This is a genomic window from Streptomyces sp. 1331.2 (assembly GCF_900199205.1).
Taxonomy (GTDB): domain Bacteria; phylum Actinomycetota; class Actinomycetes; order Streptomycetales; family Streptomycetaceae; genus Kitasatospora.
In genome coordinates this window covers 5,103,217-5,126,648 of sequence record NZ_OBMJ01000001.1, presented here as the reverse complement: position 1 = coordinate 5,126,648, position 23,432 = coordinate 5,103,217, and the positions used below count along the sequence as shown (strand labels likewise).

Genomic DNA, 23,432 nt, shown 5'->3' with positions numbered 1-23,432 from the left:
CCCCGCCGCGACGGGCCCGGTACGGCTCAGTACGGGTGCACCCCGCCCAGGTGCGGCGGCGGATCGCCGAAGCCCTCGGCCACCCGCTTGTGGTAGGTCGTCCGGTCGACGACCTCAAGACCGACGATCTCCCACGGCGGCAGCTTCGCGGTGACCTTGTGCTCGCCCCACAGCCGCAGCGCCATCGCCGCCGCGTCGTGCAGGTCCCGGGCCTGTTCCCAGTAGCGGATCTCGGCGTGATCGGCCGCGTAGCGGGCGGTCAGGAAGAACGAGTGGTCGTGCGCCAGTTGCTCAAGCGAGGCGCGCAGCGAGGACAGTGGGGTGACCTGACCGGCCACGCTCAGCACCACGTGCCACAGCCGTGCCTGCTCGGGCACGGTGGGCGGTTGTGCCGCGTCCGTGCGCTGCGGCCTGCGCGCTCCCCCGGGCCTCTGGTGTGGCGGACCGGCCGGCTCGGCGGGGCCGTCCCCGCGTCCGCCGTCGATGCTGGTCAGCCGCCGGCCCGCCGTCCCTCCGGTCAGCGCTGCCTCGCGCCTGCGTTCCACCGGCGGCCTCCTGTTCGGCGATGTCCTGTCGTCCCCACCGTCCCCCACCCGTCCCCGTCGGCTCCGGGCCGACGGGTGCGGCTGCGCCCCTCCTCGCCCGTGGCCGGACCGCTCCCGTTCGCAGCGGCCCGCCGTCCACACTGTGCCGATCGGCCGGTGCCGGCCCCCGGGGCCGGTCAGCCGCGCAGAACGACCAGGTCGTCGCGGTGGACGACCTCGCGCTCGTAGGCGGCGCCCAACTCCTGGGCCAGGTCGCGGGTGGACCGGCCGAGCAGGCGGGGCAACTCCCTCGCATCAAAGTTGACCAGTCCGCGGGCGACGATGTGGCCGTTTTCGGCAAGAAGGTCCACCGGATCACCCGCGGCGAACTCCCCGTCGACCTTGGTGACCCCGGCCGGGAGCAGCGAGGCACCGCCGGAGACGACCGCCTCGACGGCCCCCGCGTCCAGGTGCAGGGCGCCGCGCGGGCTGCTCGCGTGGGCCAGCCAGAGCATCCGGTCGGAGGTGCGGGCGCCGGTGCGCAGGAAGAGGGTGCCGGTGGAGCGGCCGGCGAGGGCGTCGGCGGCCTGGCTGGCGGCGGTGAGCACGACGGGGATGCCCGCGCCGGTGGCGATCCGGGCCGCCTCGACCTTGGTGACCATGCCGCCGGTGCCGACGCCGGCCTTGCCCGCGCTGCCGATCTCGATGCCGTCGAGGTCGTGCGGGCCGCTGACCCGGGCGATCCGGCTGGTGCCGGGGCGGGACGGGTCGCCGTCGTAGAGGCCGTCCACGTCGGAGAGCAGGACCAGCAGGTCGGCCCGGACGAGGTGGGCGACGAGCGCGGCGAGCCGGTCGTTGTCGCCGAACTTGATTTCGGCGGTGGCGACGGTGTCGTTCTCGTTGACGATCGGCATCGCGCCCATGGCCAGCAGCTGGTCCAGGGTGCGGTAGGCGTTGCGGTAGTGGGCACGCCGGCTGGCGTCCTCGGCGGTGAGCAGCACCTGGCCGACCCGGATGCCGTACCGGGCGAAGGAGGCGGTGTAGCGGGCGACGAGCAGTCCCTGGCCGACGCTGGCGGCGGCCTGCTGGCGGGCCAGGTCCTTGGGGCGCTTCTCCAGGCCGAGCGGGGCGAGTCCGGCGGCGATGGCGCCGGAGGAGACGAGCACGACCTCGGGTGCGTCGGGGCGGCTGCGCACTTTGGCGAGCGCGTCCACCAGGGCGTCGACGCGGTCGGCGTCCAGGCCGCCGGCCGCCGTGGTGAGTGAGGAGGAGCCGACCTTGACGACGATCCGTCGTGCGGTCAGCACCTCCTCCCGCAGAAAGTCCTCGCTCATCTGGCTGTACGCCCTTCCGGTGTGGTGCGGGTACGGCGGGCCCGGCCTGCCGTCACCCCCGAAATCTACGCGATTCGCGCAGGTCTCCCGAAGGCCGTTTCACCGGCTGGACCCGGCCTGGTCACGGGCTTGCCACAGACCGGTCGACAATCCGGATGGCTGGTATGGTCCCTGACCGAAAGCCAGATCGGGGGACGGCTTCTTGCCCGCTGGACCCATTTCGTCTTCGACCCTTCCTGTCACGAGAGGGCGGCGCCGCACTGGGCATGCCGGCAACGGTTCGCGGCTGCGCGCCCGGGAGAAAAGCGCATCATGCGTTCGTACACCACCAAGCTGACCGTCGCCGCCCTGGCGGCGGCCACCGCGCTGTCGCTCGCGGCCTGCGGTCCGGACAACTCGGACCCGTCGACCGGTACCGGCGGTGCGACCGGTGCCGCTCCGGCGCCGACCGGCGGGGCCACCACCGGCGGGGCCTCCGGGGGTGCCGCCACCGGCGGTGCGGCCGGCGGTTCGACCGCCGCCCCCTCGGGCGCGGCCACGGGCGGGGCCACCGGTGCGGCCACGGGCGGCGCGGCCACCGGCGGCGCCGGGACGGCCGGGGCCGCGGGCGGCGGGGCCGGCGGCGGCAAGCTGCCGCAGGCCGGCACCGCGGTGAAGTTCGGCCAGCCGGCCACCGTGGACTTCACCGACAAGACCTCGAACATCAACGCCAAGCTGGAGTTCACCGTCACCGGCGTGGCCCCGGGCTCGCTCAAGGACTTCCAGGACGCCAAGGCCAACACGGCCGGTCTGGACGGCCGCGCGCTCTACTACGTCAGCTGGACGATGAAGAACCTCGGGGACACCAAGCTGACCTTCAGCGCCCCCGATTCCAAGCTCAAGGTCTACGACGCCTCGGGCAACACCGCGAGCTTCGCCAACCCGGTCGGCTCGACCCCGATCGCCAAGTGCACCACCCCGAGCTTCTCGGGCGCCACCAAGGGCGTGGAGTTCAAGGGCTGCGACATCGTGAGCTTCCCGGCCGGCGGTTCGCCGGTGATGATCGGCTACGGCGACTCGACCGACATCACCAAGGTCCAGGCCGCCTGGACGAAGTGACGATCCGTCACCACTGCCACCGGGCAGGCGAACGGCCCCCGTCGACCGGAAGGTCGGCGGGGGCCGTTCGGCGTCAGCGGCTGCGCGCGGGATCAGTCCTCGTCTTCGTCGTCGCCCTCGATGGCGGCCTGGCGGCCGCTGGAGAGCGCCTCGAAGGCGAGGAACTCGGCCTCGGCCGCGTCCCGGCCCCGCTGCTTCTCCCGGCGGCGGTCGACCGCCGGGCGCTGGGTCTCCATGCGGTGGTCCTCACCGCGGCGGCCGAGCATCTCCGCGCCGGCGGCCATGGTCGGCTCCCAGTCGAAGACGACGGCGTTCTCGTCCGGGCCGATGATGACGGTGTCGCCCTCCTGCGCCCCGACCTTCCACAGCTTCTCCTCGACGCCGAGGCGGGCCAGCCGGTCGGCGAGGTAGCCGACGGCCTCGTCGTTGCTGAAGTCGGTCTGGCGGACCCAGCGCTCCGGCTTGACGCCGCGGATGCGGTAGGCGCCGTCCTCCTCGGTGATGGTGAAGCCCGCGTCGTCGACGGCGGCGGGCCGCAGCACGATCCGGGTGGACTCCTCGACCGGCTTGGCGGCGCGCGCCTCGGCGACGATCTTGGCCACCGCGAAGCTCAGCTCGCGCAGGCCCTTGCGGGAGGCGGCGGAGACCTCGAACACCTGGTAGCCGCGCTCCTCCAGGGAGGCGCGGGTCAGGTCGGCGATGTCCTGGCCGTCCGGCACGTCCACCTTGTTGAGCGCGACCAGGCGCGGGCGGTCCTCCAGACCGCCGTACTCGGCGAGCTCGGCCTCGATGGTCTCCAGGTCGCTCAGCGGGTCGCGGCCGGGCTCCAGGGTGGCGCAGTCCAGCACGTGCACCAGCACCGAGCAGCGCTCGACGTGGCGCAGGAACTCCAGGCCCAGGCCGCGTCCCTGGCTGGCGCCCGGGATCAGGCCGGGCACGTCGGCGATGGTGTAGACGGTGTCGCCGGCGGTGACCACGCCGAGGTTGGGGATCAGGGTGGTGAACGGGTAGTCCGCGATCTTCGGCTTGGCGGCGGAGAGCACCGAGATCAGCGAGGACTTGCCGGCGCTCGGGTAGCCCACCAGGGCCACGTCGGCGACGGACTTGAGCTCCATGACGATGTCACGGGCCTCGCCGGGCTCGCCGAGCAGCGCGAAGCCGGGCGCCTTGCGGCGGGCCGAGGCCAGCGCGGCGTTGCCGAGGCCGCCGCGGCCGCCCTGGGCGGCGACGAAGCTGGTGCCGTGGCCGACGAGGTCGGCCAGCACGTTGCCCTTGCGGTCGAGCACCACGGTGCCGTCCGGCACCAGCAGGACGAGGTCCTCGCCGTCGGCGCCGGTGCGGTTGCCGCCCGCGCCCGGCTTGCCGTTGGTGGCCTTGCGCTTGGGCGAGTGGTGGTACTCCAGCAGGGTGGTGACCTGCGAGTCCACGGTGAGGATGACGCTGCCGCCCTCCCCGCCGTTGCCGCCGTCCGGGCCGCCGAGCGGCTTGAACTTCTCGCGGTGCACGGAGGCGCAGCCGTGGCCCCCGTTACCCGCGGCGACGTGAAGTTCGACGCGGTCCACGAAGGTGGTCATGGGTGTGCCTCCAGTGCGCGAGAGTCTGCTTCTACCTGCGTAAAGCGCGAAGGGTGGACCGGAGAATTCCGGCCCACCCTTCACTGTGAGTCGTTATGTGACTCGGGAGTCCGCGGGGACTCAGGCCTCGACGGCCACGATGTTGACGACCTTGCGGCCGCGGCGGTTGCCGAACTGCACGGCACCGGCGGTCAGCGCGAACAGGGTGTCGTCGCCACCGCGACCGACGCCCGCACCCGGGTGGAAGTGGGTGCCGCGCTGGCGGACGAGGATCTCGCCGGCCGAGACGACCTGGCCGCCGAAGCGCTTCACGCCGAGGCGCTGGGCGTTCGAGTCACGGCCGTTACGGGTAGAGCTTGCGCCCTTCTTGTGTGCCATATCTCGCTAACCCCTTACTTGCTGACCGAGTCGATGCTGGTGATGCGCACCGCGGTGTGCTGCTGACGGTGACCCTGACGGCGGCGGTAGCCGGTCTTGTTCTTGTAGCGCAGGATGACGATCTTGTCACCCTTGGTCTGGTCGACCACCTCGGCGTGAGCCTTCACGCCGGCCAGGACCCACGGGTCGGAGGTGACAGCGTCACCGTCGACGACGAGGATGGTCGAGAGCTCGACCGAGTCACCCGGCTTGGCCTCGATACGGTCGATCTCCAGCACGTCGCCCACGGCGACCTTGTGCTGGCGGCCGCCTGCGCGAACGATCGCGTACATGCGGTACCTGCTTTCCTTGCTCGGTCTGAACCCCCGACGCCAGCCACCTGGGTACGGACACAGGAGCCTCTTCCCTCCGTACCGCGCGGACGCGGTGCTTCGGGAAGGTGATGTGCTCGGGAGCATGGCGTAGACACGCCGATGGTCAAGAATACGGACCGGCCGCCCAGGGGGCAAACCGGCCCGTACGGCCCGGGGCGGGAACGACTCCCGCCCCGGGCGTGGGCACTACTCGGCCGCCGTATCACCCTCGGCGGCCGCGGCCTTCTTGGCCGCCGCGCTCGTCCGCTTGGTGGCGGTCTTGCGGGCGGTGGTCTTCTTGGCCGCCGTGGTCGTCTTCTTGGCGGCCGTCTTCTTCGCGGCGGTCTTGCGGGCAGCCCGCTTCTTCGGCGCCGGCGCCTCCTCGGCCGCGGCCTCCTCGGTCGCCGCCTCGGCGGCGGGGGCCTCGGCGGGCTCCTCGGCCGGGGTCTCGGCGACCGCGGCCTCCGCGACGACGACCGGCTCGCCCGGCGCCTCGACGGCGGCCTCGGCAGCGGTCTCGGCGACGGCCGGGGTCGCGGCCTCCAGGGCCGCCTCCAGCGCCGCCTCGGCCTTCGCCTGCAGCACCACGATCTCGGCGGTGCCCGGCGAACCGGCCGAAGCGGTCGCCTTGCGCACCGCACGGCGACGCGGGCGGCCCGCCGGAGCGGCCGGGGCCTGCTCGGCGACCGGCGCCTCGACGACCACGGCCTCGGCGGCCTCCACGACGGGGGCCTCGGCAGCGGCCTCGACGCCCGGGACCTCCAGGGCCAGCTGGCCCTCGATCTCCTCGCGCACCGGCTCGGCCGACGCCTCGACGGCCTCGACGGCCTCCGCGCCGACCCGCGCCACGGCCTCGGCCGCGGCGGCCTCGACGGTCTGCAGCTCCTCGTGGGCCGCGCCGCCCTTGCCCCGGCGACGGCGCTTGCCACCCGAGGCGGCCTCGCCCGCCGCGGCGGCCGGGGCGTGGACGTGGACGCTCGGCTGCTCCATGTGGACGATCACACCGCGGCCGTTGCAGTGCACGCAGGCCTCGGAGAAGGACTCCAGCAGGCCCTGGCCGACCCGCTTGCGGGTCATCTGGACCAGGCCCAGCGAGGTGACCTCGGCCACCTGGTGCTTGGTCCGGTCCCGGCCCAGGCACTCCAGCAGGCGGCGCAGCACCAGGTCGCGGTTGGACTCCAGGACCATGTCGATGAAGTCGATCACGATGATGCCGCCGAGGTCGCGCAGCCGCAGCTGGCGCACGATCTCCTCGGCCGCCTCGATGTTGTTGCGGGTGACCGTCTCCTCCAGGTTGCCGCCCTGGCCGACGAACTTCCCGGTGTTGACGTCGATGACGACCATCGCCTCGGTGCGGTCGATCACCAGCGAACCGCCGCTGGGCAGCCAGACCTTGCGGTCCAGCGCCTTCATCAGCTGCTCGTCGATCCGGTAGGTGGCGAACACGTCCACCTCGGAGGTCCACCGCTGGAGCCGCTCGGCGAGGTCCGGGGCCACGTTGGAGACGTACTCGTGGATGGTCTTCCACGCCTCGTCACCGGAGACGATGACCTTGGTGAAGTCCTCGTTGAAGATGTCGCGGACGACCCGGACGGTCATGTCCGGCTCGCCGTACAGCAGCGCCGGGGCGTTGCCGGTCGTGGCCTTCTTCTGGATGTCCTCCCACTGCTGCTGCAGCCGCTGGACGTCGCGGGTCAGCTCCTCCTCGGAGGCGCCCTCGGCGGCGGTGCGCACGATCACGCCCGCGTCGTCCGGGACGATCTTCTTGAGGATCTGCTTCAGGCGGGCGCGCTCGTTCTCGGGCAGCTTGCGCGAGATGCCGGTCATCGAGCCCTCGGGCACGTAGACCAGGTAGCGGCCGGGCAGCGAGATCTGGCTGGTCAGGCGGGCGCCCTTGTGGCCGATCGGGTCCTTGGAGACCTGCACCAGCACGGACTGGCCGGACTTCAGCACCGACTCGATCCGGCGCGGGCCGCCGTGGCCGCCCAGCGCACCGAAGTTGACCTCGCCGGCGTACAGCACCGCGTTGCGGCCCTTGCCGATGTCGACGAAGGCGGCCTCCATCGACGGCAGCACGTTCTGGACCTTGCCCAGGTACACGTTGCCGACGTACGAGGTGGCCTGCTCCTTGTTGACGTAGTGCTCGACCAGCACGCCGTCCTCAAGGACGCCGATCTGGGTGCGCTGACCGTTCTGGCGCACCACCATGACGCGCTCGACCGACTCCCGGCGGGCCAGGAACTCGGCCTCGGTGATGATCGGCACCCGGCGGCGGCCCAGCTCGCGGCCCTCGCGGCGGCGCTGCTTCTTCGCCTCCAGACGGGTCGAGCCCTTGATGGACTGCACCTCGTCCGGGTCGAAGGACGGCTCGGTGGAACGGCGGCGCGGCTCGCGCACCTTCACCACCGTGCGGACGCCATCCTCGGTGGTCTCGGCGGTCTCGACGGCGCCGGCCTCACCGCTGCGGCGGCGACGGCGGCGACGACGACGGGACGAGGACAGGCCGGCGGCCAGGTCGTCGTCCTCCTCCTCGTCCTCCTCCTCGGCGACGGCCCGGGCCGGCTCCTCGGCGGCGGGCTGCTCGGTCTCGACGGCCTCGGCGGCCTCGAACTCCTCGGCCTCGCCACGACGGCGGCGGCGACCGCCCCGGCGGCGACGGCGCGACGGACGGCCGTCCTCCTCCCAGTCGCCCTCGGCCTCCGGACCGGCGGCGGCCCGTGCCTCCACGGCGGGTGCCTCGGCGGCCGGAGCCTCGACGGCGGGGGCCTGGACGACCGGGGCCTTGGCCGCCGGGGCCTCGGCACGCGCCGCGGCGGCCGGCTTGCGACGGCCCGACTCGACCCGGGCACGGACCCGGCGGCGGCGGCCGACGCCGCTGTACTCGTACTCCTCGTCCTCGGCGCCCTCGACGGCGGCCGGGGCCTCGACCGGCGCCGGGGCGGCGGCGGGCTGCTGCGCCGCGGCCGGCCCGGAGGGCGCGGCAGGCGCGGCCGGCGCGACGTAGGGGGCGGGCTCCTGGAACACCGGGGCCTGGAAGACCGCGGTGGCCGGGCGGACGGCGCGGCGGCGCACCCGGTGGTGCGGCTCGGCCTCGACGGCCGGGGCGGGGGCGGCAGCCGGGGCGGTCTCGGCCACCGGCTCGACGGCCTCCTCCTCGGCCTCCTCCGAGACGACCGGCTCCTCGGCGGCGGGCTCCTCGGCGGCGGGCTCCTCGACCGGCGCCTCGACCACCGGCGCGGCCTCGACCACCCGGCGACGGCGCGGACGGCGGGCCGGAGCGGCCGGAGCCTCCTCGGCCACCGGCTCGGCGGCGGGGGCGGGCGTCTCGACGACCGGCGCCTCGACGGCGGCGGGGGCCTCGGCTGCGGGCGCACCGGCGGGCGCCTCGGCACGCTTGCGGGTACGACGGGCCCGGACCGGCTTCTCCGCCGTCTCGGCCTTCTCGGCCTTGCCGGCCTTCGCCGCCGGCTGCTCCTCGACCGGCGTCACGGCGGCATCCGCCGCGGTGACCACGATCGCGGAGGCCTCCGGCGCCCCGGCCGGGGCCTCGGCACGCTTGCGGGTCCGGCGGGCCCGGACCGGCTTCTCGGCCACCGGCTCGGCGGCCGCAGCCGCGGCGGTCTCGACCGCCGGTGCCTCGGCCGGCAGGACCGTCTCGGCCGCCTCGGCGGCCGCCCCCTGCGGGGTGCCCGCCGGGCGGGACACCGCGCGGCGACGGCGACGCGGGGGCGCGGCGGACGCGCCCTCGCCGCCGGCCGCGGCGGCTTCGTTCTGTTCCGTGGCCGCAGTCTGCTGCGGATCGGTGTTATCGAGCATGCGGGTGGATCTCCCGTCAGGCCCCCGGGCTCCGCATCCGGGCACGGCACGGCACCGGTGGGCGGCCGGCATCGCGACGATGCTCGGGCCGGACCCTTCCTTGGTGCCGCCGCGCGGACGCGAGGCCGCACAGGGGCTCGTAGTCTCGCTCGGCGCCCCGCGCTCGGCGGGGTGTCGAAAGTCTTCTGGTCTGACCAGTCTTCTGAGGTTTTCCCAAGCTGCGCCCTCCCCCAACCCCGGGTGGCTCCCGGACGGGGCCCCGGGCCCACCGGCCTTCCTGGCCGGCAGGCCCCGGGTGGCAGGCCTGTGCTGCGACGACGCTCGCTCCCCTGGGGAGCCGCGGGAACCCTGGAGGACCGTCGGGCCCAGTGAGTCACTGGACCCGGCCTCCGCCCGCTAGGCGGACGCGGTAGCGCGCGGCCCGGCAGCCGTTTCTCAGCCGGCCGGGGCCGCGGCGCGGTCGAGCGCCAGCGGGTCGGTCACCGTGCCGGTCCCCTCGTCGAGCGGCCCCTGCGCCAGCCTGGTCACCTCTGCGGGGACCGGCGGCGCCAGGTCGGCCGTCGCACGGAGACCGGACAATACGTCGTCGGGTCGTACGGCGGGTGTGGCGTGTCGTACTACCAGGCGCAGTATCGCACAGGGACGGGCCGTCCGAACATCGTGGTCGGTTCCCGTCTCCGTGTCCGCACCGGCGTCGACCTGGGCCGGGACGACGTCGAGCGCCGCCACCGCGCCGCGCGCGTCGAAGACCCGCACGCCGTTCTTGGTGAGGCGTTCGACCTCGACCCGCTCCTCGGCGAGGAAACGCGCCGCCGCACGGGCCGCCTCGTCCGGCTCGACACCGTCCAGCCGGACCAGCCACTCGGAGGCCTCCAGGCGCTCCACGAAGTTCGGCGTGCGCACCTCGACGGCGTCGATCACGTCCAGGCCCGTCGGCAGCGACTCGTCCAGCTGCGCCCGCAGTTGCTCGGGGTCGCGCAGGGCGGCCAGGCCGATCTCCAGGTACTCCGCCTCGCTCGCCACCCCGGTCGGGGCCGCGTTGGCGTAGGAGACCTTCGGGTGCGGGGTGAAGCCGGCCGAGTAGGCCATCGGAACGGCGGACCGGCGCAGGGCGCGCTCGAAGGCGCGCTGGAAGTCGCGGTGGCTGGTGAAGCGGAGCCGGCCGCGCTTGGTGTAGCGGAGACGAATCCGCTGCACCGTCGGCGCGGGCGGCGGACCGTCGGGCGTACGGCGTGCCAGGGTCGCTCAGTCCTTAGTCAGTTGTCCCAGTCCGGCACGGCGTCTTCCCGCCACTGCCCGGACTCTGTCACCCCAAAGGGTACGCGCCCCGCCACCCCCCTCGCTCCGCCCCTGGTCAGCCACGCACGGGCGACCCCCGGCCGGAACGTTCCGACCGGGGGTCCGGGATGTGGCGACCGTCACTCGCCGACGGCTACTTGTTGACGACCGTCAGCGGGAGCAGCTTCTTGCCGGTGGGGCCGATTTGTATGGCCGTGTCCATCTGCGGGCAGACGCCGCAGTCGAAGCACGGGGTCCAGCGGCAGTCGTCGACCTCGACCTCTTCGAGGGCGTCCTGCCAGTCCTCCCAGAGCCAGTCCTTGTCGAGGCCGCTGTCCAGGTGGTCCCAGGGCAGCACCTCCTCGTAGGTGCGCTCGCGGGTGGTGTACCAGTCGACGTCGACGCCGGTGCCGGCCAGGCCCTTCTCGGCGCAGGCCATCCAGCGGTCGTACGAGAAGTACTCGCGCCAGCCGTCGAAGCGGCCGCCGTCCTCGTAGACGGCGCGGATGATCGCGCCGACCCGGCGGTCGCCGCGGGAGAGCAGGCCCTCGACGATGCCCGGCTTGCCGTCGTGGTAGCGGTAGCCGATGTTCTTGCCGTACTTGCGGTCGCCGCGGATGGAGTCGCGCAGCTTGGCCAGGCGGGCGTCGGTGGCCTCGGCGGACAGCTGCGGGGCCCACTGGAACGGGGTGTGCGGCTTGGGCACGAACCCGCCGATGGAGACGGTGCAGCGGATGTCGTTCTGGCCGGTGACCTCGCGGCCCTTCTGGATGACGTTCTTCGCCATCTCGCCGATCTGGAGCACGTCCTCGTCGGTCTCGGTCGGCAGGCCGCACATGAAGTACAGCTTCACCTGGCGCCAGCCGTTGCCGTAGGCGGTGGCGACGGTGCGGATCAGGTCCTCCTCCGACACCATCTTGTTGATCACCTTGCGCATGCGCTCGCTGCCGCCCTCGGGGGCGAAGGTGAGACCGGAGCGGCGCCCGTTGCGGGACAGCTCGTTGGCGAGGTCGATGTTGAAGGCGTCGACCCGGGTGGACGGCAGCGACAGGCCGATCTTGTCCTCGCTGTAGCGGTCCGCGAGGCCCTTGGCGATGTCGCCGATCTCGGTGTGGTCGGCGCTGGACAGCGACAGCAGGCCGACCTCCTCGAAGCCGGTCGCCTTCAGCCCGCGCTCGACCATCTCGCCGATACCGGTGATGCTTCGCTCCCGCACGGGGCGCGTGATCATGCCGGCCTGGCAGAAGCGGCAGCCGCGGGTGCAGCCGCGGAAGATCTCCACGGACATCCGCTCGTGCACCGTCTCCGCGAGCGGGACCAGCGGCTGCTTCGGGTACGGCCACTCGTCCAGGTCCATCACGGTGTGCTTGGACACCCGCCACGGCACGCCGGGGGCGTTCGGCACGACGCGGGCGATCCGGCCGTCGGCCAGGTACTCCACGTCGTAGAACTTCGGCACGTAGAACCCGCCGGTGCGGGCCAGGCGCAGCAGCACCTCGTCGCGCCCGCCGGGGCGGCCCTCGGCCTTCCAGGCGCGGATGATCTCGGTCATGTCGAGAACGGCCTGCTCACCGTCGCCGACGACCGCCGCGTCCAGGAAGTCCGCGATCGGCTCCGGGTTGAACGCCGCGTGGCCGCCCGCGAGGACGATCGGGTCCTCGTCGGTGCGGTCCTTGGCCTCCAGCGGGATGCCGGCCAGGTCGAGCGCGGTCAGCATGTTGGTGTAGCCGAGCTCGGTGGAGAACGACAGGCCGAACACGTCGAAGGCCTTCACCGGGCGGTGGGCGTCGACGGTGAACTGCGGGACGCCGTGCTCGCGCATCAGCGCTTCGAGGTCCGGCCAGACGCTGTAGGTGCGCTCGGCGAGCACGCCCTCGCGCTCGTTCAGCACCTCGTAGAGGATCATGACGCCCTGGTTGGGCAGCCCGACCTCGTAGGCGTCGGGGTACATCAGCGCCCAACGGACGTCGCAGGCGTCCCAGTCCTTGACGGTCGAGTTGAGCTCGCCGCCGACGTACTGGATCGGCTTCTGGACGTGCGGGAGGAGGGCCTCCAGGCGTGGGAAGACCGATTCGACAGTCATGTACTAGGAACCCTTACGACGTGATTCGGTGCCGCGAGCAGCACGGGAGGGGTGACCCTCAAGGGTAGCCCAATCCGGGGAACGGGCCGTCTGCCGCGGATCACGGCCTCCGCGGTCGGGCGCGCCCCGGGCGTCCGGCACGCGCGGTGCGCCCGTGTTCGCCCGGCGCCGTCCGCCGTTGACACGCCCGGAGGGCCCGTGCGGTACTGACAGGGCTCCGCCAAGAATCGTGCACACATTCTGCACCCCTTCCGGACAAGGAAGTTGGGTCGTACGCTCGGCCCTCATCGGAGTTCCCCCGGCGCTGCCCCCTCCCGCCGCGCCCCGGCGGCCGCACGACCGGCGCAAGGAGAACCATGACCGACACCGGCCGGCGGATCCGCCCCCTCCGGACCCTCGACGCCCGGCCGGCCCGCTACCCCACGCAGGCGCAGGCCGAGGCCGCCGCCCGACGGCTCGCCCTGCGCCACCCGGACCGCTGCCGGCTGCGCGAGGTGGGCCGCTCCCGGGCCGGGCGCCCGCTGCTGCTGCTCTCCGTCGACCGCGGCCCGCGCGCCGTGCTGGTGGTCGGCGGCCCGCACCCCAACGAGCCGATCGGCACCGCCGGAGCCGTCCGACTGGCCGAGGTGCTGCTGGAACGCCCCGCCCGCCCCGGCCTCTCCTGGCACCTGCTGCTCTGCCTCGACCCGGACGGCGCCGCGCTCAACGCCGGCTGGCTCGACGGCCCGCTCACGATGCGCCGCCACTACGAGCACTTCTTCCGCCCCGCCTTCGAGGAGCAGCCCGAACTGCTGCCCGCTCCCGACTCCGGCCGCGCGCCGATGCCGGAGAGCCGGGCGCTGACAGGTCTGATCGACGAGCTGCGCCCGTTCCTGCAGTGCTCGCTGCACGGGGTGGACTTCGGCGGGGCCTTCGTCCAGCTCACCGGCCCCGTCCCCGGCCTCGCCGAGCGCTTCGCCCGCTCCGCCGAACGGGCCGGGCTGCCGCTCGACGTGGACTCCTACGACGCGATCGGCTGGGCCAGCCCCTCCCCCGGCACCTACCTGATGCCGGCTCCCGGCAGCACCGAGGTCTCCCGGGCACTGCCGGACGAGCCCGGGCTCTCCACCTGGGCCCACGCCGCCCGGTACGGCGCGGTCACCGCCGTCCTGGAGGTCCCGATGTGGGCCGTCGACGCGGTCGGCGACGCCCGCCCCCACCCCGCCGCGGCACGGGCCCTCGGCGCCGCCGCGCGGGACCTCACCGCCCGCGCCGAGGAGCTGACCGCGCTGCTCGCCCACGTGCCGGCGCACGGGGGCGGCGCGGGCGGGGCGTACGGGCCGCTGCTGCGCACCGCCGAGTTCAGCCTGGCGGTGGCCCCGCGGGTGGCCGAGGAGTGGCTGGAGCGCTGGTCCGACCAGCCGCTCACCGCCTCCCGGGTGACCACCCTCGGCCTGGTCGCCGCCCGCGTGCCGCTGCGGGTCGCCTCGATCCTGCTGCGGCTGCTCGCCGACGCCCGCGGCCCGGCCGCCGACACCGCCCGCGACCGGGCCCGCGCCGTCGTCTCCGACAGCCTCGACCGCCTGCGCCACCGCTTCGGCGCCCGCTGGGTGCCCGTCCAGGAACAGCTCGCCCACCAGACCCGTGCGGTCCTCACCACCGCCGACTGCCTCCTCTGACCCGGGCCGCGGGTGTCGCCGGGCCTGCCGGAATCACCGTGCGGGGCAAGGGTGTTGGGGCGGGGGACGGGCGCGGGCCGGGCGGCGGAGGGTGGGGCGATGGCGGGGAACTCGGGTGAGGCCGGGGGGCGGTCGGTGGCCGGGCGGGTGTTCGCGGTGCTGGAGGCCTTCGACGGGGAGCGGGAGTCGCTGCGGCTGGCCGAGATCGCCCGGCACGCGGACCTGCCGGCGCCCACCGCGCTGCGGATGGTGCGCGAGCTGGTCGCCTGGGGTGCGCTGGAGCGGCAGCGGGACGGCGGGTACCGGCTGGGGCGGCGGCTGTGGTCGCTGGGGGCGCTGGCGCCGTGCCTGCGGCGGATCCGTGAGCTGGCGCAGCCGGCCCTGCAGGAGCTGCACGAGCGGACCGGGCAGACGGCGCTGGTGGCGGCACTGGACGGCCGTTCGGCGCTGCTGCTGGACCGGCTGCCGGGCGCGGCGGTGCAGTCCTCGCCGTTCCAGGTGCGGGTGGGCGGGCGGATGGACCTGCACGCCACCGCGGTGGGCCGGGTGCTGCTGGCCTTCGCGCCGGAGGCGCTGGTGCGGGAGGTGACGGCGGGTCTGGCCGCGGCGGGGGCGCGGCACACCCGGTACACCGTGGTGGCGCCGGGCCGGCTGGCCCGGGAGCTGGCGGCGGTGCGGCGCGGGGGTGTCGGGTACGCGCGGCGGGAGATGCAGCCGGCGTACGGGGCGGCGGCCGTGCCGGTGTTCCACCCGGACGGTTCGCTGCTGGCCGCGTTGGGGCTGGTGGTGCCGGCCCCGGTGGACCCGGCCCGGTACGAGGGGCGGCTGCGCGAGGCCGGGCGGCTGATGGCGGCCGAGGTGGCGCGCTCGGTGGTGGCGGAGCAGGCGGCGGGGAACGCGGTGGGAAACGCGGCGGGGAACACGGCTTCCACTGGGTGAAACGCCGCGGTGGCCAGGAACCGCCACCGACGGGCACCCTGGTGCGCGAAACGGGCGGACGGCTCAGGCATCGGAGAACGCAGTGCACAGCAGCGGTGGCAGGACCCTGGCCGCGCGGGGCGTCGCCTCGCCGGCGGTCCGGTGCCCCGCCCGCGGCCGATGTCGCGTCCTCGACCGCGCCGGGGTCTGAACCGGCGCCCACGCCGGGCCTGACACCGGCCCGGCACCCGCACCGGCACCGCGCCCGACCCCAGGCCCCCGGCCCAATGCCCCCGCCCCCAAGGCCCCAGGCCCCAGGCCCCAGGCCCCAGGCCCCAGGCCCGACCTTCGTCGACGGTCCGAGCCGAACCGCTTCCCCTCCCCACCCCGCCGTGCGCCGCCCCCGCGCGCCCGGCGGCGGTCCCGTACGCCCTCCACCGGCACCACCAAGGAGCCCCGCATGCCCAGCAGACCCGTGCCCGCCGCCCAGCGCTCCCCCCGACGCTCCCCCCGCCCGTTCGCCGTCCCCCCGGCCGTGCCCGCCGCCGGCCTGGCGGCCGTGCTGCTCGCGGGCTGCTCCTCCGGCGGCCCGACCGGGACGGGCGCGGGCCCGGCCGCGGCACCGGTGCGCGGCGGCACCCTGAAGTACGCGGTGGCGGTGGGCACGTCCTGCCTGGACCCGCACGTCAGCCCCGGCGACGTGACGGCCGTGATCCAGCGCAACGTCTTCGACTCGCTGGTGTACCTGGACGACAAGGGCGGCTTCCACCCGTGGCTGGCGAAGTCCTGGCAGGTCTCGCCGGACGCGCGGACGTACACCTTCCGGCTGCGCGACGGCGTCGCCTTCCACGACGGCACGGTGTTCGACGCCGCCGCCGTGAAGGCCAACCTGGACCACATCAAGGACCCGAGGACCAAGTCGCTGTACGCGGCCAGCCTGCTCGGCCCGTACACCGGCGCGGAGGTGGTCGACCCGCATACCGTCCGGGTGTCCTTCTCGGAGCCGTACGTCCCGTTCCTGCAGGCCGCCGCCACCCCGTACCTGGGGATCGCCTCGCCCAAGTCGCTGGCGGAGAAGGCCGACCAGCTGTGCGCGGGCGGCGCGAACTCGGTGGGCACCGGGCCGTTCAAGGAGACCGAGTACGTCAAGAACGACCACGTCGAGTTCAGGCGCAACGACGCCTACGCGTGGGCCCCGGAGGGCGCCGCGAACCAGGGCGCGCCGTACCTGGACGGCCTGACGATCCGCTTCCTGCCCGAGGACTCCGTCCGCAGCGGCGCCCTGACCAGCCGCCAGGTGGACGCGGCGGCCCTGCCGGTGACGGCGGTGCGCACCGTGCGGGCCGCCAACGGCATCGAGGTGAGCCGGACGCAGAACCCGGGCGTGGTCTACTCGCTGTTCCTGAACACGACCCGCGGGGCGCTGCAGGACGAGCGGGTGCGCAGGGCCGTCCAGCGGGCGGTGGACGTGGACGCGCTGGTCAGGAGCATCTACTTCGGTGAGTACGAGCGCGCCTGGAGCCCGCTCAGCCCGACGACCCCGGCGGCGTACGAGGCCGGGCTGAAGGACTCGTTCCCGCACGACGCCGCGGCGGCCGGCCGGCTGCTGGACGAGGCCGGCTGGAGCGCCCGGGACGCGGACGGCTACCGGGTGAAGGACGGCAAGCGGCTGACCCTGCACTGGCCGTACATCGCCTCGCTGGTGCGCGACCAGCGCGACACCCTGGCGGCGGGCATCCAGGCCGACCTGAAGAAGGCCGGGATCGAGCTGGTACGTGACTCGATCGACAACGGCACCTACTTCACGATCTACGCGAGCGGCGACTACGACCTGTGGGACAACTCCTGGGTGCGGGCCGACCCGGCCGTCCTGGCCGGCTTCTACCTCTCCACCAACACCCCGGCGGCAGGCGGCCAGAACGTCTCGCTCAGCAAGGACCCGGAGCTGGACGGCTGGCTGAGGGCGGGCGCGGCGACCACCGACCCGGCGGCCCGCAAGGGGAACTACACCAAGGCCGAGCGGTGGGCGGTCGAGCACGCCACCGTGCTGCCGCTGTACGTGACCACCAACCTGGTCGGGCGGGCGCAGGGCGTCCAGGGCCTGGTGTTCGACGCGAACGCCTGGCCGCAGTTCGCCGGCGTCTGGAAGACCAGGTGAGCGGGCACCGAGGCCTGACCCGGACCGCGGCCCGCACGGTGCTGCACCGGGCGGGCGGCGCGGTCCTGGTGCTGTGGGGCGCCGCGACCCTCGGCTTCCTCGCGCTGCACCTGGTGCCCGGCGATCCGGTCGCGACCCTGCTCGGCGGCTCGGTGACCACCGGTTCGGACACCGTCCGGGCCGAGATCACCCGGGAGTTCGGGCTGGACCGGCCGCTGTGGGAGCAGTACGCGACCTTCCTCGGCCGGCTGTCGGGCGGCGACCTCGGCCGCTCCTACCAGCAGCAGCAGCCGGTGAGCCGGATCATCGGCGAGCAGCTCGGCCCGACCGCGGCGCTGGCGCTGACGGCCTTCGGGCTGATCCTGGTGCTGGCGCTGGTCTCCGCCGTGACGACGGCCGGGCGGCGGCGGGCGGTGCGCGGCGCGGCGTCCGGGGCGGAGCTGCTGGCGATCTCCACCCCGCCGTTCTGGCTGGGCGTCCTGCTGCTCACGCTGTTCTCCTTCCACCTGCGGCTGTTCCCGGTCGCGGGGGCGGACGGCTGGCAGTCGCTGGTGCTGCCGGCGGTGACGCTGGCGGTGCCGTTCGGCTCGCTGCTCTCCCAGGTGCTGCGGGAGGGGCTGGAGTCGGCCTTGCACGAGCCGTTCGCCCTGACCGCCCGTTCGCGCGGGATCGGCCCGCTGGCGCTGCGGGGGCGGCACGCGCTGCGGCACGCGCTGGTCCCGGCGGTGACGCTGGGCGGCTGGCTGGTGGGCGGGCTGCTGGGCGGGACGGTCCTGGTGGAGACGGTGTTCGCCCGGCCGGGCCTGGGCCGGGTGGCGCTGGACGCGGTCACCGGGCACGACCTGCCGGTGGTGATCGGGCTGATCCTGCTGTCCGCGGCGGTCTACCTGGTGGTGAACACCGTGGTGGACGCGCTCTACCTGCTGATCGACCCCCGGCTGCGCGGCGGCGGGGCGGCGGCGGTTCGGGAGGTGGCGGCATGACCCGGCCCGTCACCGGAACGGCCGCCGCCCCCGCCCCGGCCCGGGCGGTCCGTTCGGCCGGGCGGCGGACCGCCCGGCTACGCCCCGGCGCGCTGCCGGCCGCGCTCGTCCTGGCTGCGGCGCTGCTCGCCTGCGCCTGGCCCGGCCTGCTCGCGCACGCCGACCCGACCGCGGCCGACCCGATCGCCGCACTCGCCCCGCCCGGCTCCGAACACTGGCTGGGCACCGACCAGTTGGGCCGGGACGTGTACGCCAGGGTGGTGTACGGCGCCCGCTACTCGCTGCTGATCGGGCTCGGCGCGACCGCGCTGTCCGTGCTCGCGGGCCTGCTGGTCGGCCTGTCCGCCGCACTGACCGGCCGGGTCGGCGACCAGGTCGCGATGCGCGCGGTCGACGTCCTGCTGGCCCTGCCGGAACTCCTGCTCGCCCTGCTGGTGATCGCGGTGGTGGGCCCGGGCACGGGCAACTCGCTGCTGGCCATCGCGATCGCCGCCACCCCCGGCTTCGCCCGGCTGGTGCGGGGGCAGGCGATGGTGGTGCGCGGCTCGGAGTACGTGCGCGCCGCGACCGCGCTCGGGGTGCCCCGGAGGGCGGTGGTGCTGCGGCACGTCCTGCCGAACACCCTGGGGCCGCTGACGGTGCCCGCGACCCTGGCCGTCGGCACCGCCGTGGTCTCGGGCTCGGCGCTCAGCTTCCTGGGGCTCGGGCCCAAGGCGCCCGCCCCGAGTGGGGGGCGATGCTCTCCCAGGGCCGCGACTTCCTCTCCACCGCCTGGTGGATCGCGGTGTTCCCGGGGGCCGCCATCACCGCCGTGGTGGTGGCGATCACCGTGCTCGGCCGACTGCTGCACCGCCGCCTGGAAGGACGGACACCATGACCCCGATCATCGAACTGGAGGGCCTGAGCGTCGAGTTCGGCCACGGGCGGCAGCGGACCACGGCGGTGGCCGGGGTGTCGCTGGCGCTGGCGGCGGGCGAGTGCCTGGCGCTGGTCGGCGAGTCCGGTTCGGGCAAGAGCGTCACGGCCCGGACGCTGGTCGGGCTGACCGCGCCCGGTGCCGCCGTACGGGCGGAGCGGTTCCTGGTGGAGGGCCGGGACGCCGCCGGCTTCGGCGAGCGGGAGTGGCGCCGGGTGCGGGGGCGCACGGTCGGGCTGGTTCTGCAGGACGCGCTGTCCGCCCTGGATCCGCTGCGCCGGGTGGGCGCCGAGGTGGGCGAGCCGCTGCGCGCCCACCGCGTCCTGCCGAAGGCCGAAGTGCCCGGACGGGTCGAGGAGTTGCTGAGCGCCGTCGGGGTGCCCGAGCCGGCCGGGCGGGCCCGGCAGTACCCGCACCAGCTGTCCGGCGGGCTGCGTCAGCGGGCGCTGATCGCCTCGGCGCTGGCGGCCGGGCCGCGGGTGCTGATCGCGGACGAGCCGACCACCGCGCTGGACGTCACCGTACAGGCCCAAGTACTGGACCTGCTCGGCGAGTTGAAGAACCAGGGGACGGCCTTGCTGCTGATCAGCCACGATCTGGCGGTGGTGGCCCGGCTGGCGGACCGGATCGCGGTGATGAAGGACGGCAGGATCGTGGAGACCGGCCCGGCCGCGCAGGTCCTGGGCGCGCCCGAACACCCGTACACCCGGATGCTGTTGGCCGCCGCCCCCGATCCGGACCGTCCGGGGCCGGCCACCGCCGGCGCTGCCGGGACCGTCTCCGAACCCGCCGGAGCCGACCCCGCCCCGACCCCGCCCCCGAAACCGCCCCCGACCAGGCCCGACTCCTCACCGCCCGCCACCTGGTGAAGCGCTACCGCACCCCCAACGGCGGCCTGCGCGAGGCCGTCGCCGACGTGTCGTTCACCCTCGCCCCCGGCGAGACCCTGGGCATCGTCGGCGAGTCCGGCTCCGGCAAGAGCACCACCGCCCAGCTGGTGATGGGCATGCTGGCCCCGGACGGCGGCGAGGTGCTGCTGGACGGCCGGCCGTGGAGCGCGCTGCGCGAGCGCGAGCGCCGTCCGGCCCGGCCCGCGGTCCAGCTGGTCCACCAGGACCCGCTGGCCTCCTTCGACCCGCGCTTCACCGTCCGGCGGATCCTGGCCGAGGCGCTGGCGGTCGCCGGGGTGGCCCGCGGCGCGGCCCGGCGGGAGCGGGCGGTCGAGCTGCTGACGCAGGTGGGCCTCGGCGAGGAGCACCTGGAACGGCGGCCGCGGGCGCTGTCCGGCGGGCAGCGCCAGCGGGTGGCGATCGCCCGGGCGCTCGCCACCGGGCCGCGGCTGCTGGTGTGCGACGAGCCGGTGTCGGCGCTGGACGTCTCGGTGCAGGCGCAGGTGCTGGAGCTGCTGGCCCGGCTGCGGTCCGAACTGGGCCTGGCGATGCTGTTCATCTCGCACGACCTCGCGGTGGTGCGGCAGGTGAGCGACCGGGTGCTGGTGATGAAGGACGGCCGGGCGGTCGAGTACGGTCCGGCCGAGCGGGTGTTCCGCGCGCCCCAGCACCCGTACACCCGGCAGCTGCTGGCGGCGGTGCCCCGACTGCCCGAGCGGGCCACGGCGGCCTGACGCGACGGTGCCCCGGCGGGAGTCTCCCGCCGGGGCACCCGACACCACCGTGACCGCCCGTCAGCCGAGCGGGATCCCCTTGAGGATCGGCGCGGCGCGGTCGGCGAGGTCGTGCTCGCCGTCCGGGGTGGGGTGCAGCCCGTCCGCGTACACCCGGTCGGCGTCCGCGATCGGCAGGACGTCCCGGCCGTCGACCAGGTGCAGCCGCCGGTCGCCGAGCTGCTGCAGCACCCGGACCGCCTCGCCGGTCAGCTCGCGGATGCCCTCCAGGGTGAGTCCGGCGGCGTTGACCACCTTCTCCCGTTCCACCGAGGGCAGCGCGGCGATGACCGCGATCGGGGTGTCCGGGTGCCCGTCGCGGATGGTCTCGACGAAGCCGCACACCGCCGAGCCCCAGCTGCGCGCGGTGAACACGTTGCGGATGTAGGCGTTGGTGCCGATCTCCAGGGTGATCAGCTCCGCCGGGGTGTCCCGGATGATCCGGGCGACCAGCGGGTCCAGGTACGCCTCCCCGGCGAAGCCGAGGTTGCGCAGCCGCCAGCCGTGCCGGACGGCGACCAGGGAGACCCAGCTCTCGGACGGGCCGTGCGGGAACATCGCGTGGGTGAGCGAGCTGCCGTAGGCGACCCAGCGCGGGCCGGTGCGCTCGACGGGCTCCAGCACGCGGTGGCCCCGGACGGAGAGCCGGCCGAGCCAGGTGCGGCTCAGGTGCGGCAGCCAGACCTCGACCTCGGCCGGGCCGCCGGTGTCGGCGTCGGTCCCGGTTCCGGTTCCGGCTCCGGTGCCGCTGGGCAGCGGCAGGGTCAGCCGGTGACGGCCGGGCACGGGGTGCCAGCGGTGGGCGACGACGCCGTCCACCACCACGTCCAGCGGGGCGCTGCCGGGCTCGGCGTCCAGTTCCAGCGTCAGTTCGACGGCGTCGGTGCGGAAACCGAAGCGGGCGCCGACCGGGAGTTCGGCGAGCCGGGCGAAGTTGCCGGACAGCGTGGTGGCCACCCGGCCCAGGGGCAGGCGCAGCGGGATCCAGCGGTCGTCGCGGCGGGCCAGTCCGTTGATGCCGTCCCAGGAGAGCCGGGGGTCCTCCGGGGTGAGCCATTCGACGGCGGTGGTGGTAGCCGCAGGGCCGGACGTCACAGCAGCGGGTCGGGTCGCGGTCACGCCGGGTCCTTCTGGAGGTCGGCCACGGTCGCCGGCGCCCCGTCGCCGCCCGCGTCCGCCGTTTCGCCGGCTTCGGCCTTGGGCGCGCCCAGGCCGAGGGCGGCGGCGACCAGTCCGACGGCCGAGAAGATCGCGGCCACCAGGAAGGCCCAGTGGTAGGCGGAGAGCGAGGGCGAGGCGCCGCCGACTCCGGTGAGCACGGCCGCGCCGACCGCGACGCCGATGCCGCCGCCGAGCTGGAGGGCGGCGGTGACCAGTGCGGTGGCCAGGCCCTGGTCCTCGTTCTTCACGCCGCTGACGGCGGCGATGTTGAAGGCGAGGAAGCTGGTGCCGTTGCCGAGGCCGTGCACGATCAGGGCGGGCAGCAGGACGCTCGGGTAGTTGCTGTCGGTGCCGGTGCGCAGGAAGAGCAGGATGCCGCCGCCCTGGAGCAGCAGGCCGAGGACGGCGGCGGGGCGCAGCCCGGAGCGGTTGATGAGCTTGGGTGCGAGGTTGACGGCCAGCAGGATGGCGGCGGCCATCGGGACGATCGCCAGGCCCGCCTGGAGGGCGCTGTAGCCGAGCACCTGCTGGAGGTAGAGCAGGGCGATGAACTGCCAGCCGATGGTGGCGCCGGCCCAGACCAGGCCGACGGTGTTGGCGGTGGAGAGGGTGCGCGAGCGGAAGATCCGCAGCGGGAGCAGCGGGTCGGTGCGCCGCTGTTGGATGACCACGAAGACGACCAGCAGGACGACGGCGGCGATCAGCGAGCCGAGGGTGGCGGTGGAGCCCCAGCCGACCTCGGGGGCGCGGACGAGTCCGAGGACGAGCAGCAGGACGCCGGCGGTGGCGGTGAGGGCGCCGGCCGCGTCGAAGCCGGGTCGTTCGCCGGTGCGCGGCCGGTCGGGGGCGACGGCGTAGTTGGTGACGGCGAGGACGAGCGAGGCGACGACGAAGGGGACGAAGAAGATGAGCCGCCAGTGGAGTTCGGTGAGCACGCCGGAGAAGACCAGGCCGGCCGCGTAGCCGCTGGCGCCGGTGAGGGAGAAGATGCCCATCGCGCGGGTGCGCTCGGGGCCTTCCTTGAACGTCGTGGTGATGATCGACATCGCGGCGGGGGCGATGAAGGCGGCGGCGATGCCCTTGATGACGCGGCTGACGACCAGCAGGGTGCCGTCGGAGACGAGCCCGCCGCCGAGGCTGACCAGCGCGAACACGGCGGTGGCCCAGAAGAAGAGCCGGCGGCGGCCGAAGAGGTCGGCGGCGCGTCCGCCGAGCAGCAGGAAGCCTCCGTAGGCGACGGCGTAGCCGGAGATGATCCACTGCAGCGTCTCGGGTCCGAGGCCGAGGTCCTGCTTGATCTCCGGCAGCGCCACGCCCATCAGGGAGACGTCCATCGAGTCGAGGAAGAGCTGGGCGCAGAGCACCAGGAGTGCCAACCCCTTGTGTGCGCCGAGGGTGCGGGGCGCCGTGTCCGGCATCGGCCCTCTCCCTATCCATCTGGCAGACAATCGTCTGCGTCTCAATCAAGTGGACCGAACGTAGCAGCCAAATCATCTAGCGTCAAACAATCTCGGCCCCACATGAAACCCAACACCTC

The 23,432-nt window shown here is 74.5% G+C and carries 18 protein-coding genes and 1 pseudogene; 9 read left to right on the top strand and 10 right to left on the bottom strand.

Translation table 11 applies throughout. The annotated features are described in order from the left end of the window. Nucleotides 1-26: 26 nt before the first annotated feature. Both CRP52_RS21970 and proB read right to left on the bottom strand, forming a co-directional pair. Entirely contained in the window at nucleotides 27-545 is a 519-nt protein-coding gene (locus CRP52_RS21970; protein ID WP_097237941.1) for a hypothetical protein, read from the bottom strand. 176 nt (nucleotides 546-721) lie between these two features. Beyond that, on the bottom strand, nucleotides 722-1,858 hold the full coding sequence (gene proB, locus CRP52_RS21965) for a glutamate 5-kinase (protein ID WP_097237940.1): 1,137 nt from the start codon (nucleotides 1,856-1,858) through the stop codon (nucleotides 722-724). A gap of 312 nt (nucleotides 1,859-2,170) precedes the next feature. Between proB and CRP52_RS38390 the strand changes: the two genes are divergently transcribed. Then, nucleotides 2,171-2,956 carry a hypothetical protein gene (locus CRP52_RS38390; protein ID WP_179852879.1) on the top strand — a complete coding sequence of 262 codons (786 nt, stop codon included), beginning with the start codon at nucleotides 2,171-2,173 and terminating at the stop codon, nucleotides 2,954-2,956. 92 nt (nucleotides 2,957-3,048) lie between these two features. On the opposite strand, the gene obgE is transcribed toward CRP52_RS38390, so the two are convergent. The 6 genes from obgE to CRP52_RS21925 form a co-directional block, all read right to left on the bottom strand. After that, entirely contained in the window at nucleotides 3,049-4,530 is a 1,482-nt protein-coding gene (gene obgE / locus CRP52_RS21950) for a GTPase ObgE (RefSeq protein WP_097237938.1), read from the bottom strand. 120 nt (nucleotides 4,531-4,650) lie between these two features. Then, nucleotides 4,651-4,908, bottom strand: coding sequence for a 50S ribosomal protein L27 (gene rpmA / locus CRP52_RS21945; RefSeq protein WP_030058248.1), 258 nt, complete (start codon nucleotides 4,906-4,908; stop codon nucleotides 4,651-4,653). Nucleotides 4,909-4,922: 14 nt separating this feature from the next. Beyond that, entirely contained in the window at nucleotides 4,923-5,240 is a 318-nt protein-coding gene (gene rplU, locus CRP52_RS21940; protein WP_045696828.1) for a 50S ribosomal protein L21, read from the bottom strand. Nucleotides 5,241-5,468: 228 nt separating this feature from the next. Next, a complete protein-coding gene (locus tag CRP52_RS21935) occupies nucleotides 5,469-9,077 on the bottom strand; it encodes an Rne/Rng family ribonuclease (protein ID WP_097237937.1) in 3,609 nt (1,202 codons plus the stop codon). A 435-nt stretch (nucleotides 9,078-9,512) separates the two neighbouring features. Then, nucleotides 9,513-10,274 (bottom strand): TIGR03936 family radical SAM-associated protein, encoded by a 762-nt coding sequence (locus tag CRP52_RS21930; protein ID WP_097237936.1) that lies wholly within the window; start codon nucleotides 10,272-10,274, stop codon nucleotides 9,513-9,515. Between the two features lie 235 nt (nucleotides 10,275-10,509). Then, complete coding sequence (locus tag CRP52_RS21925) at nucleotides 10,510-12,438, bottom strand: TIGR03960 family B12-binding radical SAM protein (protein ID WP_097237935.1); 1,929 nt, start codon at nucleotides 12,436-12,438, stop codon at nucleotides 10,510-10,512. A gap of 356 nt (nucleotides 12,439-12,794) precedes the next feature. Here CRP52_RS21925 and CRP52_RS21920 point away from each other — a divergent pair, with 356 nt between their 5' ends. The 8 genes and pseudogenes from CRP52_RS21920 (at nucleotide 12,795) to CRP52_RS39750 (ending at nucleotide 20,695) form a co-directional block, all read left to right on the top strand. Continuing rightward, nucleotides 12,795-14,096: a M14 family zinc carboxypeptidase gene (locus CRP52_RS21920; protein WP_097237934.1), complete on the top strand. Its 1,302-nt coding sequence runs from the start codon at nucleotides 12,795-12,797 to the stop codon at nucleotides 14,094-14,096. A gap of 99 nt (nucleotides 14,097-14,195) precedes the next feature. Continuing rightward, nucleotides 14,196-15,035 (top strand): IclR family transcriptional regulator, encoded by an 840-nt coding sequence (locus CRP52_RS21915; RefSeq protein WP_097237933.1) that lies wholly within the window; start codon nucleotides 14,196-14,198, stop codon nucleotides 15,033-15,035. 439 nt (nucleotides 15,036-15,474) lie between these two features. Continuing rightward, nucleotides 15,475-17,172, top strand: a complete 1,698-nt coding sequence (locus tag CRP52_RS21910) for an ABC transporter substrate-binding protein (RefSeq protein ID WP_097237932.1) — start codon at nucleotides 15,475-15,477, stop codon at nucleotides 17,170-17,172. After that, nucleotides 17,169-18,155: an ABC transporter permease gene (locus tag CRP52_RS21905; protein ID WP_257032798.1), complete on the top strand. Its 987-nt coding sequence runs from the start codon at nucleotides 17,169-17,171 to the stop codon at nucleotides 18,153-18,155. Before CRP52_RS21910 ends, CRP52_RS21905 begins: the two co-directional genes overlap by 4 nt. Next, nucleotides 18,152-18,802, top strand: a pseudogene (locus tag CRP52_RS40575) (ABC transporter permease); the annotation flags it as partial. The gene CRP52_RS21905 and the pseudogene CRP52_RS40575, both read left to right, overlap by 4 nt. An 89-nt stretch (nucleotides 18,803-18,891) precedes the next feature. Further along, a complete protein-coding gene (locus CRP52_RS39760; protein WP_257032797.1) occupies nucleotides 18,892-19,032 on the top strand; it encodes a hypothetical protein in 141 nt (46 codons plus the stop codon). Beyond that, a complete protein-coding gene (locus CRP52_RS39755; protein ID WP_257032796.1) occupies nucleotides 19,029-19,940 on the top strand; it encodes an ABC transporter ATP-binding protein in 912 nt (303 codons plus the stop codon). The genes CRP52_RS39760 and CRP52_RS39755 overlap by 4 nt, the downstream gene beginning before the upstream one ends. Beyond that, nucleotides 19,937-20,695 (top strand): ABC transporter ATP-binding protein, encoded by a 759-nt coding sequence (locus CRP52_RS39750; protein ID WP_257033107.1) that lies wholly within the window; start codon nucleotides 19,937-19,939, stop codon nucleotides 20,693-20,695. Before CRP52_RS39755 ends, CRP52_RS39750 begins: the two co-directional genes overlap by 4 nt. Before the next feature lie 60 nt (nucleotides 20,696-20,755). On the opposite strand, the gene CRP52_RS21890 is transcribed toward CRP52_RS39750, so the two are convergent. Together CRP52_RS21890 and CRP52_RS21885 are read right to left on the bottom strand one after the other, a co-directional pair. Continuing rightward, on the bottom strand, nucleotides 20,756-21,853 hold the full coding sequence (locus CRP52_RS21890; RefSeq protein ID WP_257032795.1) for an SGNH/GDSL hydrolase family protein: 1,098 nt from the start codon (nucleotides 21,851-21,853) through the stop codon (nucleotides 20,756-20,758). Beyond that, nucleotides 21,850-23,313: an MFS transporter gene (locus CRP52_RS21885; protein ID WP_097237930.1), complete on the bottom strand. Its 1,464-nt coding sequence runs from the start codon at nucleotides 23,311-23,313 to the stop codon at nucleotides 21,850-21,852. Before CRP52_RS21885 ends, CRP52_RS21890 begins: the two co-directional genes overlap by 4 nt. Nucleotides 23,314-23,432 lie beyond the last annotated feature (119 nt).